This window comes from Nitrospirillum amazonense (assembly GCF_029594735.1).
Lineage (GTDB): Bacteria > Pseudomonadota > Alphaproteobacteria > Azospirillales > Azospirillaceae > Nitrospirillum > Nitrospirillum amazonense.
In genome coordinates this window covers 284,686-301,527 of sequence record NZ_JARPAF010000003.1, presented here as the reverse complement: position 1 = coordinate 301,527, position 16,842 = coordinate 284,686, and the positions used below count along the sequence as shown (strand labels likewise).

Genomic DNA, 16,842 nt, shown 5'->3' with positions numbered 1-16,842 from the left:
TGCATGTCGTCTGGGGTTACCCCGAAACAAAAACGATTTCTCATCAGTGTCTTACTGTCCGTTGCCCTGCACCGGCCGGATGCCGGCGGTGGTCAGCAGGGTGTTGCGGGCACCCGCGTCCGCCAGCAGCTCGGCCAACAGTTCGGGCAGCGGCATGCGGCCGCGCCGAACCAGGTCCTCGATGGTGTAGGACAGGGGTGAATGGGGTTCGGTGCGGCGGAAGTACTGGCCGATCTCCGCCAACAGGGTCAGCGCCTCTTCCCGGCTGGTGATGCCCTTGGCCGGCCGCTGGGGCGCCGCCGCCTCGTCCACGACGGGGGCGCCGGTGGCGGAATGCAGGATGACGTCGGGCACGGCGGCCTCCTCCACCTCTTCCTTGGCCGACAGGCCGGTCAGGAACACCACCGCGTCCTCCACCTCCTCCAGGATGTGGGTGATGGTGGAGGTAGGCGGGGCGTCGGCGCCCGCCCGTTCGGTCAGCAGCCGATCCAGGTCGCGGAAGGCCTGGCGGCAGGCGCGGATGTCGGCCAGCAGCGCCCGGTTGCGGGCCGCCGGCACCTGGCTCATGCGCTGGGACAAGGCGTCCAGCGTGGGCGGCGGGGTGCGGCCCGGGCGGCTGCGCGTGTCCGGCGTCTGGCTGGCGCGCTGGGCCAGGGCGTAGTGCCAGTAGGCGATGGGCTGGTCCTCGCGCAGCAGCGGCACCTTGCGGATGGGCTGGATCAGCGTGCCCTCCGCCCCATGGCCGTTAAGGCCGCCGATCGGCGCCAGGCGGACCGCGATACCGTCCTCGTCCGGCTGGGGATGGACGCCGTCCCAATACTGCTCCACCAAGCCGGCCAGCAGGCGGAAACCATCGGCCAGACCGGCGAAACCCTCCAGCCGCACGGCGGCCTCTGTCAGCCAAACGGCGACCTCGATGTCCTTGGTGCGCTGGGCCAGGACACTGCGCGCCAGGTCCTGGATACGCTGCCACTCCGCCAGGGAGGTCTGGGCCTCATCCTCGGAATCCGCCCGCCGCTCGATGGCGCGGGCGGTGGCGCGCAGATCCTTCAGCTGGAAATAGGCGGCATCGCCGCCGTTGTGCACGCGCAGATCCGGCCCGCAGGGCTGGTCCCCCGGGACGGGGGCCAGCAGGGCAGGAAGGTCCAGGACGCCCGGGGACAGGATAGCGCCGTTATCCATCATGCACCTTTCCGCGACGGCCACAGCCGGCCCCAGAAGCCGCCCTTGGCCGAGGAACCGCTGTTGGCGTCCAGCGCCCGCAGCAACGTGTTCAGGTCGGTGGGCCGGCGCTTGGGATCGGGCTGCAGCATGCCCTCCACCAGACCGCGCAGACGGTCGGGCACGGCGCTGATGTCGGGGACCTGGCGGCGGGCGGCCGTCGCCTCCTCCACCGTCTGGCCCATGGCCAGCTTCTCGCCGCGCGCGGCGGCGACGATGACCAGGCCCAGGCTGTAGATGTCGGACGCGACGCCGATGGCGCCGCCGTGCATGCCCAGCTGCTCGGGCGAGGCAAAGGAGAACTTGCCGGCGAAATCCAGTCCGTCGCGCGGGGTGACGCCGTTGCGCATTTCCCGCGCCACGCCGAAATCGATCAGCTTGGCCGCCGCCGGATTGTCGCCGGGCAGCAGGATGTTGTCGGGGCTGACGTCACGGTGGACGATGCCGGCGGCGTGCACCGCCGTCAGACCCGCCGCCAGACGGCGCAGCAGGGCCTCCAGTGCCGTCAGGCCCAAAGGCCCGCGCCGCAGGAAGTAGGACAGCGATTGGCCGTCGATATACTCCAGCACCAGCATGGACCGGCCGTCGCCGTCGCGGTACAGGCCGGCGCAGCTCACCACGGCGTCATGGCGGATGCGCTGCAGCAGGCGGCCTTCCTCATGGAACAAGCCCACGATCTTGGCGTCGTCCCGATATTCCGGAATGATGACCTTGATGGCCTGGTCGGTTTTCAGGTCGCGATGGCGCACCCGGTAGATCTCGCCCATCCCGCCGCGTGCCAGCAGGGTGCGCACGATGAAGGTGTTCAGCATGGTGCTGCCCGGCGCCACCGACCAGCCGGTGGGATCGGCCTTGGCCGCCGGCGCGGTGCTGGCCGCAGGCTCTGGTCCATCCTCCCAAGGGCGCTGCGCGGCCTGGATGTGACGGTCCAGCGCGGCGCGGGCGCCGCTCAGCAGGTCCAGCGAGGCGACCTCGTCCAGGCCGGCGCGGTGCGCCTGCGCCCGGACACCGGCGATGAAGCCCGCCACCTGGCTTTCCACCACCTCGCGCGTCGGCACCACCGGGGCGGCGTTCGGCGCAGCAACGTCCGGCGCCACCATGACCTCGGTCAGCTCGGCCGGAGCGAAGCGGGTCAGTTCATCCGGCGTCTCTGGGCTCATCAGCAGCGAGGTCATCTCGTCCGGCTGCTGCGGCTCCTCATTCGCCACGATGGCGCCGGGGTTGGTCAGGACGGCGGCCTGGCTCATTCCGCACCCCCTTGGCGCACATCTTCAAGCGCCGGCGAGTGCGCCACCGGCACGGCCGTGGCCTGCATGGCGGCCTCCGCCACCGGATGATCGCTTTCCGGCACATCGACGATGACGGCGGTCAGGTTGTCGGGCGCGCCGCTGACCAGGATGTTTTCCACCAGGGCGTCCACCGTCTCGCGCGGAGGCATTCCCCGCATCAGCGTGGCGATCTCCGTCTCACTCAGCACCTTGGTGACGCCGTCGCTGCACAGCAGGAAGCGGTCGCCGGGCTGGACGACGTCCTGCACCATGTCGATCTCCAGCGTGTCGGCGGCGCCCACGGCACGGGTGACCAGCATGGTGGCCCGCTGCTGCTGGTTGATGCCGGCAGCCACGTGGTCGGTGGTCAGCTGGCGCAGCCGGCCGTCGCGCAGCAGGTAGATGCGGCTGTCGCCCACCCACAGGCAATTGAAGCGGTTGGCGTAGATCAGCAGCACCACGGCGGTGGAGGCGATCAGCGCCTGGTCGCCCAGGGTGGCGGCTTGGGCCCGCAGCTTGTCGTTGGCCTCGACCAGGGCCTCGCGCACCTCTTCCACGAAGCCGCCGTAGGACAGGGGCGGCATCACCGCATCCAGCGCCTTCACGGTCAGGGCGCTGGCCACCTCGCCCGCCGAATGGCCGCCCAGGCCGTCGGCGACGCACCACAGGCCGAGGTCGGGCCGCAGCAGCAGGGCGTCCTGGTTGATGGTGCGGCGGGTGCCGGGATGGGTACGGCCGTGGCTGGGCAGCGCCACCACGGGCCGCAGCAGCAGGATGGGCAGTTCCTCGTCCGCCAGGTGCAGCGCCGTGTCGGCCGGGCGTTCCCAGCCCCAGCGCTCCCAACGTCCGTCCAGGAAGGCGGCGTAATTCTGCGGCGCCGGCAGGCCGGGCGAGATCAGCAGCGAAGACGCCACCTTGTCCGACCCGGTGGTCCACCACAGGCTGAAGCGGTTGTTGAAGCCGATCAGCACCTGGTCCAGCAGTTCGGCATAGGCGCTGCCCAGGGCACCCCGGCCGTTGGCGCCGCCGTTGTTGGCCAGCCCGACACGGAAAGCGCTGCTCTCCGCAGGCCCGCGCGTGGTGTCGTAAGGCGGCGCGCCCAATACCCGTGCGGCCTGGTCGAAGCTGTCGAAGTTGAAGTCGTCGTCCAGCGAGGTCAGCGCCAGGTCTTCCACCTTGTCGAACCAGGCGCGACCGCTTTCGATCAGTCGGATGGGGGCGACGCAGCCGGGCAGCGGGGTCGCCAGCACCAGGGGGAAGTAGCGCCCGACCCGGTCGACGCTGGGCATCAGCACGCCGGCCATGGCCGTGTCGCCGCAGACCCCCGGCCCCAGGACGAAGCGCCAGACCGGCGTGTCCAGGTAGCTGGGCAGCCACGCCTCGCCCATCTGCCGCTGGCTGGTGGCGAGCGACGCCTGCAGCCATTCGTCCAGCGGGCGGACGATCGCTGGGTCCAGCCGCCGGGAGACGAAGTCCCCCCGCGCCGGGATCTTGCCGAAGAAACCCGGCTCGTGAGCCGAGACGGCGCCATTCAGAAAGAGACTGGACAACGGAACGCCCTCAGTTCTTTGAGGATGAAGGGGTTGAGCGAGGTGCTGGACTTCACCTCGAAGCCGGCGTTGTGGGTGCCGGAGGTGAAGTTGACGCGGAAGTTGTCACTGCCCAGCGGCGTGACCGTGCCCTGGTCCACCAGGTGGAACAGCGACCAGGGACCGCTTTTCAGCACGCTCTGCGGCAGGCCGTCGGTCACCTCGAACACCACGCGGCTGACGCCGTTGGGGTCGTTGTCCGGCCACTGGAGCGAAGCCGGCCACTGCGGCCCATGCTGGTATTCGATCTGCTGGCCGCCGCTGGCGAACAGCACGCCGGTGGACTTCGGATCCAGGGTCACCGGCGTCACCTGCAGGGCAACACGGGGCTGCTGGCCGCCATCGGGGAAGAAGGCGTCGCGGATCTGGGCGGCATACTGGAAGGAGGCCAGCACGCTGTCGGGGATGCCCAGGCCGGTGTCGCCCACCTTGGTCCACCGCCACTTGGCGCCCGAGGTGTCGACCAGCGTCTTCAGGTGGTTGTTGAAGAAGTTGTCCAACATGCCGTTGGGGGCGAACAGCCGGGTGAAGTCACCCACCGAGATTTCCTTGGTGCTGTCCTTGGCGAAGGGATAGCGGCCATTGACGGCGCGGGTGCAGAAGCCGCCCACCTCGCCGCCCCAAAGGTTGCTCAGCTGGGCGCGGGCACCGCCCACCGACTGTTCCGACGCGCTGCCGGTGATGGTGGCGATCCAGCCGTTGACCGGCCGCGGCATCTGCGCCGCCTGGTTGTTCAGCATCTGGATGGGGCCGCCGGCCCCGCCGTGGGAGGCGCGGGTGTACATGGCCATGCGGCCGTTGCCGGGCCCGCTGGCGACGTTGCTGAGCTCCTGATAAGCCTCGCCCAGCAGGCGCACCAGATCCTCCGCCCGCGCCGGCGCCCCGTTGCTGGGCGTGACGAAATCGGCGATGGGCTGGAAGTGCTGGGCCACGGCCACGGCGCCGGCCGGCGCGTCCGGCGTGGGCAGAGCCGCTGGGGCGGCGGCACCGCCCGGCGCCGGGACCGCCTTGGGCAGGCCCGGCAGGGGGACGATCTGCGTCTCCGCCGCCACGTCCTTCAGCAGCTTCAGCATCGGCATGTCGGGGCTGGACACCAGGTTCAGCACGGCGATGGTCTGCTGCATGTCGGCCAGCGGCACGATGCGCAGGTCGCCCAGCATGGTGTCCCACTGCTGGATGTAGTCGGCGTAGTACAGCTGCGTCACCCGCTCGCGCAGGTCATCGGCCTGGGCCGCCTGCTGCGCCTGGGCGTTGGCCCCGGCGGGCTTGTCGCCCAGCACCCAGCTCTGCCCCTGCACCTCGGCGATCACGGCGGAGAGCGCCGGCTGGAAGGCCTTGTAGCCTTCCGGCGTGTACAGGCCGGGAATGCCCTCGGTCAGCGGCTTGCCGGAGACACGGGTGAAGACATGGTCGGCCGTGGCGCCGGCATGGTCGACAGGGCGCCACTGCGGCAGCTGGCTGATGCCCTCATGCTGGCGGACCAGGGCGTAGACCCGCTCGGCCGGGGACAGCTTTTCCAGGCTGCGGCGCGACTGGGTGATCAGGTTGGCGTCCAAGGGGATGGGCGTCAGGCTGCCCCGGGTCAGCAGGCTGTCCAGGTGGCGGGCCAAGTCGTCCCGCAAGCCCTTGTTGGCCTCGCCCGGCCAGGTGGCAGCCCAGTCGGCCACCATCCACTGGCGCACGGCATTGGCGTCCAAGGGGCCGCGGCTGCCCAGCATCAGGTAGATCTTGAGCGCGCCGGCCACGAAGTCATCGTCATCCTCGTGCGCCCGGATCTGGTCCTGCAGCCGCACCAGCAGGCGGGGCAGCATCAGGCCGTTCAGCGCCCGGTGATAGACGGCGGCGTGCACCGTCTTCAGCTTGTCACCCTGGTAGAGGCCGAAGGTCAGCCACTGGCTGGCGACGCCCTCGTTGTTCTCCAGGCCCGTGGGCAGGTTGCGCAGAATGTTCAGCGGCTTGACCACGCGCACCAGGTCGGCGTCCGTCACGCCCTGGCTGGGGATGCCGGTGGCCGCCTTGTCATAGGCCTGCAGGCCGTCGTCGATCAGGGCCACCTGGCGCTTGTTCTCCTGGTAGCCGGTGCTCCAGGCATAGGCCAGCACGGCCAGGATGACGGCGGCGGAGGCGTACGTCGCGATGCGCAGGCGGCGGCGGCGCTGCTCCACCTTGGGATTCAGGCTGACGACGGCGGCCTCGGCGAAGATCACTTCATTGAACAGCCGGGTCAGGAAATAGCTGCGGCCCTGACGGTTGTTGGCCGGCATGCGCACCGGATCCAAGCCGAAGGTTGCGGCGATGGTGGCCATGGTGCGGTCGATGGGCATGCCCACCTGCACGCTGCTGGTGAAGTAGCTGCCACGCAGCAGGGGCCGCGTCTCATAGGGGCTGGCGCGGAAGATTTCCGTGAGGATCTCCAGCAGCGCGTCGCTGAGGCTGGCCACCTGGTTGGGGAAGTTGAACACCAGGCCGCGGCGCTCGATGTCCGCCTCCTGCTGCACCCGCTCCAGCAGCCGCTCGTTCAGGCGGATGACCAAACCCTCCAGCTCCTGCGGGAACTGCTCGACCACGCCGGGGCTGTCGGCGGCGCCGTCGTCCAGGGGGAAGGTCATGCCCCACACCTGTTCGCGTTCCGACTTGCCGAGATTGTCGAAGTACTCGACGAAGCCGGGCACCAGATCGACCTTGGTGAACAGCATGTAGACCGGGAAGCGCAGGCCGAAGCGGTCGTACAGCTCGTTCAGGCGCAGGCGGATGGCGCGGGCGTGGTTCAGGCGTTCCGTGGGATCGGGGGCCATCAGGTCGGCCAGGCTCATCACCACGATGGCGCCGTTCACCGGCTGGCGGGGACGATAGCTTTTCAGCAGGTCCAGGAAGCCCAGCCAGGCGGCCTGGTCCTGGTGCGGGTCGCTGTCCTGCGTGGTGTAGCGGCCGGCCGTGTCCAGCAGGATGGCCTCGTCCGTGAACCACCAGTCGCAGTTGCGGGTGCCGCCGATGCCCTTCAGGGGGTCCCGGCCAATGGTGGTGGACAGCGGGAAGTTCAGGCCCGAGGTCAGCAGGGCGGACGTTTTGCCCGAGCCCGGCGGCCCGATCATGATGTACCAGGGCAGCTGGTAGAGGTAGCCCCGGCCCATGCCCTTGCGCCCGGCCTTCTTGCGCAGCTGGCTCAGCGCCTCTTGCAGGCGGTCGCGCAGCAGGCGCAGTTCCTCGGCGGATGCGGCGTCGGCACCCCGGCGCTTCTCCTCCTCGCTGGGGTCGGTCAGGTCGTGCACCATGCGCCGGTCGGTCTGCCGGGCCTTGAGATTGACCTGGAGGTTGAAGGCGGCCCAGGTGGCGAACACGGCGCAACAGGCGATCAGGCGCACCAGGTCGCCTTCCAGCGGCCGGTGGCTGCCCACCGCCACCAAGGCGCCGAAGAACCAGATGACCAGCGCGAAGCCGATGGCCCACACCAGGGACCAGACCCAGCGCGCGCGGAAGGGCTGCGCCAGGGCGGAAATCAGGGGCTGCGCGAAGTAGACGCTGCTTGGGACGTTCATTGGGCCGTTCCCTGGTTGGGGGTCGGGGCAGGCACGGCGGCCGGGGTCGCAGAGGCCGCCGACGGCGCCGGCACGGCGGCCGCGGGCGAGCTCAGGATCACGTCGATGCGGCGGTTGGCTTCCCGGCCGGCGTCCTGGTCGTTGGTGGCGATGGGTTGGGTGTCGGCCATGCCCTGGGCCTTCAGACGGGACTTGTCGGTCAGGTGGGTGGCGATGACGGCGGCGACCGCGTCGGCGCGGGCCTGTGACAAATGCCAGTTCGACGGGAACCGGATGGTGCGAATGGGAATATTATCCGTATGTCCCGTGATCAGCACCGCGCCGGGCCGGGTGTTCAGGGCCTCGCCGATGCGGTTCAGCAGGGCGGTGTAGCTTTCGTTCACCTCGCTGCTGCCCGACGCGAACATGCCGGCGTTGCGGATGCGCACCACGGTGTCCGTGCCCTGGGGCACCACGGTCACCAGGCCCTGGGCGATCTCCGGCGCCAGGAAGGCGCGGAACTGGTCCAGATCCTTCGACTTGGGCTGCACCGGCGCCGTGGGCTGGGCCAGGGCGACGCTGGGCTGGCCCACCGGCGGCAAGGTGGCCATCTTTTCCAGCGTGGCGTCGGAACTGCCGTTCAGCGCGAAGCTGAAGCCCGTGGCCATCACCGTGATGAGGATCAGGGTGGCCGCCATGACGGTCCAGAACTCGATGCTGGGCAGCAGGGGGCGGAAGGGTGCCTCCACCCCGCGCCAGTGCACCGACAGCTCGCGCTCAGCCTCGCCGCGCCGCTGGGTCAGCACGCGGTAGAGGTTGTCGCGGATGCGCGAATGCTCAAGCGAGCCCTGCGGCAGGATGCGCAGCCGGCCCTCGAACCCCAGCGACAGGCACAGGTACATCAGCTCCAGCACCTGGAAGTTGGCGGCCGGATCCTTCAGCAGGTGGTTCAGCAGATCGTAGAAGCGCTCACCCCCCGTCACGTCGATGTGGAAGGTGATGACCATGCCGGCCCGCGCCCAGGTGCTGCTCGCCCCCCACGGCGTGTTCAGCACGATGTCGTCGATGGTGGCGCACAGGGCGTAGTGGGCCGCGCGCGCCGCCTCGTTGGTGACGCCGGTGCCTTGCGCCCGCTTCTCGAAGGTCTTGATCTCGTCGGCGACGCGCTCGCGCAGTTCCTCGATATTGGACTGGGCGGCGGACGTGCGCAGGCGGCGGGCCAGCGTCAGGATGGGGCCGGCGGCGGCCACCAGCGGGTTGAGGCCGCCCAGCGTCAGATCGACTGTGTCTTCCGGCGCGTAATCGGTGGGCGGCGCCACCAGTTGCACCGGGGCCGGACGGCGGCCGCCGGGCGTCGGCTTGACGATGGTCGGCTCATGCGCCGTCTGGCCGTAGCTGGGATAGGACATCACGCACCCCCCTTGATGGCCCACAGCTCCATTTCGATCTGCGCGAAATCACCCGCCAGGTGCAGGGCGATGCCGCCGGACTTCTGGAGCTGCTTGAAATGCTGGCTGCTGCGGTCCAGTTCGAAGAAGACTTGGCCGCTGCGGTATGGAAGCTGGCGGGGCGCCACCGGCAGGGGCCTGACATTGATGCCGGGCAGCGCCACGTTCACCAGCTGGGCGATCTGTTCCACCGGGCCGATCTTCACCTGGTTCGGGAAGACGCGGCGCAGGTGCTCCACCGGCATGTCCGCGTTAACCGCCAGCACGAAGGTGGCGTTGAACAGCAGCGACCGGTCGACGATGACGCCGACCTTGATGCCGTGGCGGCGGGCCTGCAGCGGGATGGCGACGGCGGTCTGCTCCAGCACGGCGCTCAAGGAGGCGCGCAGGTCGGAGAAGACGGGCCGGAAGGTGTTCTGCAAATCCTCGTGCCGGTATTCGGGAAACACGGCGGCGCGCTTGGCCTCGGTGGTGAAGGTGGCCAGTTCCCCCGCCACCTCGACGCACAGGCGGTAGAACCGCTCTGGATGCAGCATGGGTGCGGTGGCGGCGTAATGGCGCAGCAGCGGTTCATACCGGTTCACGGTCTGCAGCAGCAGGAAGTCCGCGATCTCCGCCGCCCCCTTGGCCGAGGGGCCGGACAGACGGCCGGCCAGGGCCTCGGCCCGGTGCTGGATCAGGGCCTGCAGCTCGGTCAGGAAGGCGGCCAGCGGCGCCTGGGCCGCGACCGAGGTGACCGGGGCGATGAACTGCTCATCCAGGATGATGGCGCGGTCGGAGCGCACCTCGACCACCCGGGCGATGGCGATCTTCTCATACCCCGCCAGCGGCTGCGTCTCCGGCGCCAGGCGCAGGCGCAGGCGGGCGACGTCCATGGCGGCCGCCTGGTCGCTGCCGAGGTTGGCGTCCTCGGCCTCATACCGCGCCGGGACGAAGCGGGTGATGGCGTCCTCGGAATTGGTCAGCCCCACCTCGGCCCCGCCCGGCTGGCGCACCGGCAGCGTCAGGTAGATGACGCAGTTCTTGGTGGTGTCGAACAGCTCCAGCGGCGGCGGATGGTCGGCCTCGTCCGGAATGGAGAAGGGCGTGCCGTCGGGCAGGATGCCCTTGGCGGAGACGATGGCGAACTTGCCGATGCCCAGCAGTTCCCGGTTGATGGTCAGCTCGCTCAGGCCCCAGGAGAAGGGGGTCAGCGGTTCGGTGCGCGCGTGCAGCAGCCGTTCCACATGGCGGTCGGCTTGCTGGAAATGCTGGACTCGCAGGAACATGCCCTCGGTCCAGACCACGCGGTTGGCGGACATCATGGCCGGGGCCTCACTTGGTGGGGGTGCGCTTGGACGCGTCGGCCGCCGCCGCGGTGCCGGCGGCGCCGGGTGGGGTGCCGGCGTCGGCCGTGTCGCGCTTCACCACCAGGCCGTTGGCACCGACGGTGACGTTCAGCGTCACCGGGCCGGTGTCCGGCAGGGCCACAACCTCGCGCCAGTTGGCCTGGTCGATGGCGCGATAGGCGGCGACGATGCCGACGTAGTGCACCTTGTCGTTCTGCGGCAGGACCATCTGCTTCTTGTCGCCGGGCTGCAGCACGAACTCGTCCCGGCCCAGCTGATCGGTACCCAGGGCCTGGGTGTCGTGCTGGATCAGCTGGATGGGCGCGGCGATGGTGAACTTGTCCTTGGACGCCAGCTGATAGACGCGCGTCACGATGGGCGACGGACGGCCCAGCGTGTCGGGATTGGCGTCGGGCCCGACGTTGATCGACACCGGCACGGTGGTGCGCACCGGCGGCGGGGGCGGCGGCTCGTGCGAGCAGGCCGCCAGCTGCAGGAGGGCACCGGCGAGCACGGTGGCGAGGGCCGCACGCCCCATGGAGTGCGGGGTGGAGCGGCGGGCGATGGTCGTGGCGAGAGGCATCGTCTAGAGGACCCTGTTAGTCTGGGCAGTCTCGGGGCTGGGGTTATCCCCAGGCGGCTGGCGGACGGGTGGAAGTGAGGCGGGTGCCAGGCGGGGACGAAGGCGGGCCCCAGGCGGTTCAGAGGCTTCTGAACTGCTGGGTGTAGGCGGAGGAAAACTTGCTGCCGAGGGGCGGCCCCGACGATTGTTCGCCCATCATGCGCTGGTGGACCTGCTCGTACCGTTCCCAGCAGCGGGCCTTGTGCACCTGCGGCAGCATGGAGGCGCTGACGTCATTCTTGATGGTCTCGGGCGACAGCTGTTCCAGCACGTCGCCCACCACCGTCTTCATGCCGGCGATCAGGGCCACCTCGTGGGCCTTGATGTCGCGCAGGCTTTCGCGGATGGCCTCCGGCGCGTCCATGAAGCCCATGACCCGCCGGCCGATCAGCACGGACAGCGTGCCATCCAGGTTGGCGGAGAACTTCAGAGGGTTGTTCTCCTTGGCACGCAGCAGCGTGTGTTCGATGCGGAACTCGGACTTCAGGAAGGCGCGCAATTCCAGCAGCTCACGCAGGCCGTTGACCGCCTCGCGCAGGGCGACGCCCATCTTGTGCATCAGCGCCGGGGCGTCTGATGCGTCCACTGCGTCCAGCGGCAGGCCGACGCCCGCCAGAAAGGCCTCGAACACGTCGTCCGGGATCTGGGGGCCTGGGTTTTGGGGGTTGGCGGCCTGGGCGGGCGCCGACTGGGCCTGAGCCTGGGCAATGGGCGAGGCCTGCGCCGCCGATTGCGGCGGGGCGACCGGTGCGGGCTGCGCCGGTGGGGGGACGGCCGGCGTGGCGAGGGCCGCCGGGTTCATGGTGCCCAGCCCCACGACGGGTGCGATGGCGGGGGAAACGGGAGGGACCGGCGTCACAGGGGCGGCCACCGGCTGGGGCCGCATAGGGGCGACGGCGGGGTTGATGGGCAGGATGGTGGCGCCGGCGCCATTGACCGGACCCACCGGGGCGGGGTTGGAAACGGCCGGGCTGGCCATGCGGGCCGTGGCCTGGCCGTTGCGGGCTCCGGCGAAGGCCTCCGCCATCACCTGGGCGGCGGCGCTGACGGACTCCAGCTCATCCTGCGTGCCGACGCCATCGACGCCCTCCGCCTGCCAGTCCATGGGGATAACGGGGTGCTTGACCTCAGGCGCCTCGAAATAGGCGCCGGTACCGGAATGGGCGGCCAGCGATGGGGCCAGCGCGCCACCAAACGGCGCCTCCACCTCCGCCTCCCCTTCCCCCAGCATGTCGGTCAGCTGCATTTCGGCGACGCGGTCGCCAGCCAGGACCTGGGTCAGCGAGGGGACATAGCCGGTGTGGCCATTGTTCAGGCCCCCCATGCCGTAATCCATGTCCGGGTCGGCCAGGGCGCCGCTGGTCATGCCGATGCCATTCATGGTCGCCATGGGGGACACCGAGGCCGCCGGCTGGCTGCTGATTTCCAGGCGCAGGGTGCAGGGGCCCAGATTGATGACGTCGCCGTCGTTCACCGGCTGGCTGTTGCCCCGACCCAGGGGGGCAGCCGCCCCGCCGACGTAGACACCGTTGGTGCTGGTGTCCGTCACGAAATAGGTCTGGCCACGCAGCTCTATCCGGCAGTGCTGCTTCGACAGGTGGCGCTGGGGGTCGTTGACCACCCAGTCGTTCTCGGCGCCACGGCCGATGGTGAAACTGGCGCCGTCGCAGACGCGGGTTTCGCCTTCGGATATGGAGCAGTCCCCGGCCGAAAGAACACGTAAGACAAGGGCCATCTGATCCTCGCTGCGCAAGGACGGCATTGGCGACGTCACTGAGAGGTCGACAACGTGTCCAATCTTTTAACGATAAATTTACCAAGCAATGCACGCTGATATAATTCGGAAGATAGTTCCGTCGACCCCCCAGAAACGGTTCTCGGTGGTATATCCAGATAGAGGTAGAGTTGTGGACAGGCTGCGCCCGCCCCCAGTCATAGGGCATAGCTTCAAAGTATATTTTGAATGCAATTTTAATCGATATTTTAAGCAATCGCCTTTGTAATTGCTGAGAAAATTCCGGAAGCCTATTCCTTATCCGCCGGTTCTATAACCACCGGGATGAAGCGGATATATATCTGCAAAACCTAGGTCATATGACCCGGGCGACAGGTGCCGTGACACCCCTTGGAACCAGCTTTCCGACCCTCGGTCCAACCCAATAACGCGTTAATACGAAGGTGCCTGCCCCCGTGAACTGCGCGGAATCCCTAGGGTTTCCAGCTACCTTGCCGTGAAAGCTGGGGTTCCGGCCGACAATTGGGTCCGCCATCAGGACATGCAGCATTAAGCTCCCTATACCCGAAGGACATAACCCTTCGTGGAGTGGTCAAGCCGTCGGCAGCAAAACAGAATTGAAGCACGGGCGTTCAATTCTACAGTAACGGCCTATTTTTAAAGCCACATCAACATGAAGCCACCCCTCATTCACCTGCGGTTAAAGAATAATTTGCGTCACTTTCTTGCCGTATTCATGACGGCATAGGAAACGCGCCCAGCGCGCGCGGCCCTTGACGCCCCGCCGCCGGCCCATAGTTCTGTGTCGCGCGAAGTTACAGGAGCGGTTCGGAAGGTTTTGAAATCACACCGTGTGAACGGTGAGTTAACAAGTGATGATAGTAGCAGCCAGGCGGCCGTGCCGCCGCTACTGGGCCGCCACGACTGGGGACGTTCGGCGCGCATCCGTCCGCCGGGCACACGAGGATTTGCCAGAAAACCCAGACCACCTTCCGCACCGCCAGCAGCCCCGGTGGCGGCGGCTTCAACCTCTTCACCCTGGAGGACAAGGCCGGCGCCGAAGAGATCGCCTTCCACTCCCAAAAAGACCTCTCCATGGTCGTCCAGAACAACGCCTTCGAGACGGTGACCAAGGCGTCGGTGCGCCAGGCGGGGCAAGTGCTGGCCTTCAAGGTGGGTAACAGTTCCATCCAGTTCACGCCGGACAACATCATCCTATCCAGCAACGGCAGCACCGTGGTGATGGACAAGGATGGCATCCGCCACAAGGGCGGCAAGATCTGGCTGAACATGAAGGAGCCGGCGCCGGCCAAGCCGCCGGGCCAGGACTTCAAGGCCGAGGGCTCCGCCTGGGCCGCCAACAAAACCACCGGCCCCGTCACCGCCAAGGTCATGGGCGCGGAAGGGGCGATCACCGCCCACGCCGACCCGACCAAGGCCACCGTGGACGCCAAGGGCGAAATCGCCATGGCCCGCATTTCGGCCAAGGGCAAGAACAGCTGGGGCGAGATTTCCGGCGGCATGGACATCTTCGCGGCCGAGGGTACCGGCCACGCCGGGGTGACCACCAACGGCCTGGGCGCCCAAGGTGAGGCCAAGGCCGCCATGCAGCGCGTCACCGGCGAAGGTATCGCGGGCGACCTGAACAAGGGCGGCCTCGGGGTGAAGGGCGCGGGCGAGTTGTTCTCCGCCGACGCCAAGGGCCAAGCCTTGCTGGGGGACGACGGCCGCTATGTCGGCGCCGCGCTGGGCGGCAAGGCCGGCGCCCGCGTGGCCCAGGCCAGCGCGGAAGAGAACGTTACCATCCCCATCGGCTGGCTGCCCGGCGTGCCCGATGACTGGACCATCGCGGTCAAGGGCGAACAGGGCGTCTCCGCCGGCAGCGCCGGCATCGGCGCCGGCGGCTACGGCTACTACGATCGGGTGGACCAGCGGACGCACGCAGGCATCTTCGGCGACATCGAAGCCGGCCTGGGCATCAAGACGGGCCTGGACGCCAGCATAGGCCCCGCCCCCAAGGGAGGTGCCCCATGACGTCCCCTGCCCGACAGGAGCGTGGCGTCCTATTCTTCATCCTGGCGGCCGGGCTGCTTGCCGTCCTTACACCGCGTACCCATGCCGCGGAGACCATCACCGCGAAGGAACGACCCATGGCCGACCTGCGAACCACCGTTCAAGCCACCCGCGCGGAGGTGGAGCGCGACTATCTGCACCAGGCTTTCCCCAGCCCGGTTCAGGCCTTCGCCTTCGAGCTGATGATTCCCAAGGACTGGCAGTGGTTCGAAAAGGACGGACGGCCCGCCAAAGCGGACGGCCGCCTGCAATTGCTGGCCCGTTATGGCGAAAAAAATCAGGAGGCCATCACCGAGGTCTACGCCCAGCAGATCGAACGCGAAGTGGCGCCGGAGGACTGGCTGGATCCCTGGATGGCGGCGAACCACTACACGGTGGTGGCCCGCCGCAGCGTCCCGTCGGATGCAGGCCGCAACGCCGATGTGCTGGCCTCGCGCAGCGTGCAAGGCCAGCCCTATCTGTACCGGCTGCGCACCTTCAAGAATGGCAAGTTCATCTACCTGCTGCACAGCTTCGCCCCCGAACGCCGCTACGCCGCGGCGGAGGACGCCTTCCTGGTGGCGGCCGCCTCCTTCAAGCTGACGGAGGCCAAGCCCCAGCCCACCATGGAAATCCTTCAGGACGTCGCCCTGAACAAGGTCTTCCAGTTGGGCTTCAAGGTGCCGGCATCCTGGACGGTGCGGGCTGATGACAGCGTTGATGCCAATTGCCAGTCCTGGGGCCTGTCCAATGGCACGGGCGCGGATCGGGCCGGCATGATCAACGTCTACACCGCCCCGCACGACCGCTTCCGGGCACCCGACCAGATCGCGCACCTGGTGGCGAACGGGATGCGACACCTCGGCGCCAACTTCGCCGACGGCGCGCTGCGAGAGGTACCGACGGGCACCGCCGGGGTTTCCTTCTGGACGGCGGACGCCCCCGCGACGCTGGGCCAGCGCTCCGCCCTGGTTCGGCAAACGGTGGTCGCCACGGCCAAGGGCTGGGCGGTCTTCACCTTGGTCACGCCTGCCGGCCCGTCCGACCCCTATCTGGTGACGGCCATCAACAAACGCGCCTTCGACATCGCCATCACCAGCCTGTTGAACGCCTTGGCACCGGCAGGCTGATCCATGAACACCCTTATCGCTAGCATCTCCGGCCTGGGAGCAACTGTACCGTTGCCGGGCAGCCGCACATTCGTGAAAGCCATCGCGACGGCGGCGCTGCTCCTGGTCGCCTACTGCCTGACCGCAGCCTCTTTCGGTAACGACGCCGGTGCCTTCGATACCCTGGGCGCCGCCCGCTATGTCCTTCTGGCAGTGGTGGCACTCGCCGTCGTGCTTCTTCTGTTTGGCGGCGTAGGCTTGATCGTCCGCACTGTGTTCCATCTCAACGGACGTGCCATCCTGCAACGCTATGCCGCCAACGGCATGGGCGGTGCGATGGGCCGCCGGCCGCCGGCTTTTCTCGACGGCATTAGCCGTATCGAATTTACCGACGGCTTAACCGTCTTGGCCTGGGCGTTAATGGCCCTGGGCGTGATCGTCTCGATCATCCAGGGAAACTGACGCGCCATGTCCAATCCACCATTCCATACTTCGCCCACCCCTCCGCCAACCCTGGGCCTGCTGGCCTCCCTGGCCGCGCGCCTGCCGGACAGGGAACGGACGCCTAAGGCCTTCCTGGCCCTGTTCGGTCTGCTGGGCGTCTGCCTGGCCCTGCTGGCCTTGGGCGGCAAGTCCATGTCCATGGTGCTGGCGGCCCCCCTGCTGGCCGCCGCCGGCATCGCCGCGCTATCGCTGTTCTTCATGGTCGGCCTGCTGCAGTGGCGTTCGACCATCAAGGCCTGGATGGCCAGGACCGGGGGAAGCGGCGAGTTCCCGGGCCTGTGGCGCCTGTTCCTGGCGCCTTACCGCAAGGCGGACGTCGATCACATGGCGGCGACCGGCCGCCTGCCTGAGTTGATGGCCTTTTCCATGATCATGATCATCGTGTCCGGCCTGGTGATCGCCGCCCTTGTCGGCGTTCGCCCAGCCGGCGCCCAGCCTATGTGAGGCCTCC

The 16,842-nt window shown here is 68.3% G+C and carries 12 protein-coding genes; 4 read left to right on the top strand and 8 right to left on the bottom strand.

Translation table 11 applies throughout. The features are described from left to right. Positions 1-51: 51 nt before the first annotated feature. From tssA to tagH, 8 genes are all read right to left on the bottom strand, one after another. A complete protein-coding gene (gene tssA, locus P5F91_RS19770; protein ID WP_277908034.1) occupies positions 52-1,185 on the bottom strand; it encodes a type VI secretion system protein TssA in 1,134 nt (377 codons plus the stop codon). Continuing rightward, positions 1,182-2,468, bottom strand: coding sequence for a serine/threonine-protein kinase (locus tag P5F91_RS19765; protein WP_145613990.1), 1,287 nt, complete (start codon positions 2,466-2,468; stop codon positions 1,182-1,184). The genes tssA and P5F91_RS19765 overlap by 4 nt, the downstream gene beginning before the upstream one ends. Further along, the gene (tagF, locus tag P5F91_RS19760) at positions 2,465-4,039 is read right to left on the bottom strand and encodes a type VI secretion system-associated protein TagF (RefSeq protein ID WP_246134659.1); all 1,575 of its coding nucleotides are present in this window, start codon (positions 4,037-4,039) and stop codon (positions 2,465-2,467) included. The genes P5F91_RS19765 and tagF overlap by 4 nt, the downstream gene beginning before the upstream one ends. After that, positions 4,021-7,614 (bottom strand): type VI secretion system membrane subunit TssM, encoded by a 3,594-nt coding sequence (tssM, locus tag P5F91_RS19755; RefSeq protein WP_145613989.1) that lies wholly within the window; start codon positions 7,612-7,614, stop codon positions 4,021-4,023. Before tssM ends, tagF begins: the two co-directional genes overlap by 19 nt. Then, positions 7,611-9,002: a type IVB secretion system protein IcmH/DotU gene (icmH, locus tag P5F91_RS19750; RefSeq protein WP_145613988.1), complete on the bottom strand. Its 1,392-nt coding sequence runs from the start codon at positions 9,000-9,002 to the stop codon at positions 7,611-7,613. The genes tssM and icmH overlap by 4 nt, the downstream gene beginning before the upstream one ends. Beyond that, positions 9,002-10,345 (bottom strand): type VI secretion system baseplate subunit TssK, encoded by a 1,344-nt coding sequence (gene tssK / locus P5F91_RS19745; protein WP_145613987.1) that lies wholly within the window; start codon positions 10,343-10,345, stop codon positions 9,002-9,004. Before tssK ends, icmH begins: the two co-directional genes overlap by 1 nt. A gap of 10 nt (positions 10,346-10,355) precedes the next feature. After that, a complete protein-coding gene (gene tssJ / locus P5F91_RS19740; RefSeq protein ID WP_277908033.1) occupies positions 10,356-10,952 on the bottom strand; it encodes a type VI secretion system lipoprotein TssJ in 597 nt (198 codons plus the stop codon). 118 nt (positions 10,953-11,070) lie between these two features. Next, positions 11,071-12,726 carry a type VI secretion system-associated FHA domain protein TagH gene (gene tagH, locus P5F91_RS19735; RefSeq protein ID WP_277908032.1) on the bottom strand — a complete coding sequence of 552 codons (1,656 nt, stop codon included), beginning with the start codon at positions 12,724-12,726 and terminating at the stop codon, positions 11,071-11,073. Between the two features lie 924 nt (positions 12,727-13,650). Between tagH and P5F91_RS19730 the strand changes: the two genes are divergently transcribed. The 4 genes from P5F91_RS19730 to P5F91_RS19715 are packed head-to-tail and all read left to right on the top strand — an operon-like array spanning position 13,651 to position 16,835. Continuing rightward, on the top strand, positions 13,651-14,760 hold the full coding sequence (locus tag P5F91_RS19730) for a bacteriophage T4 gp5 trimerisation domain-containing protein (RefSeq protein WP_422394488.1): 1,110 nt from the start codon (positions 13,651-13,653) through the stop codon (positions 14,758-14,760). Beyond that, entirely contained in the window at positions 14,757-15,908 is a 1,152-nt protein-coding gene (locus P5F91_RS19725; RefSeq protein WP_145614026.1) for a DcrB/PsbP domain-containing protein, read from the top strand. The genes P5F91_RS19730 and P5F91_RS19725 overlap by 4 nt, the downstream gene beginning before the upstream one ends. A gap of 3 nt (positions 15,909-15,911) precedes the next feature. Then, on the top strand, positions 15,912-16,349 hold the full coding sequence (locus P5F91_RS19720) for a hypothetical protein (RefSeq protein WP_145614025.1): 438 nt from the start codon (positions 15,912-15,914) through the stop codon (positions 16,347-16,349). 6 nt (positions 16,350-16,355) lie between these two features. After that, positions 16,356-16,835, top strand: a complete 480-nt coding sequence (locus P5F91_RS19715) for a hypothetical protein (protein ID WP_277908030.1) — start codon at positions 16,356-16,358, stop codon at positions 16,833-16,835. Positions 16,836-16,842: the final 7 nt, after the last annotated feature.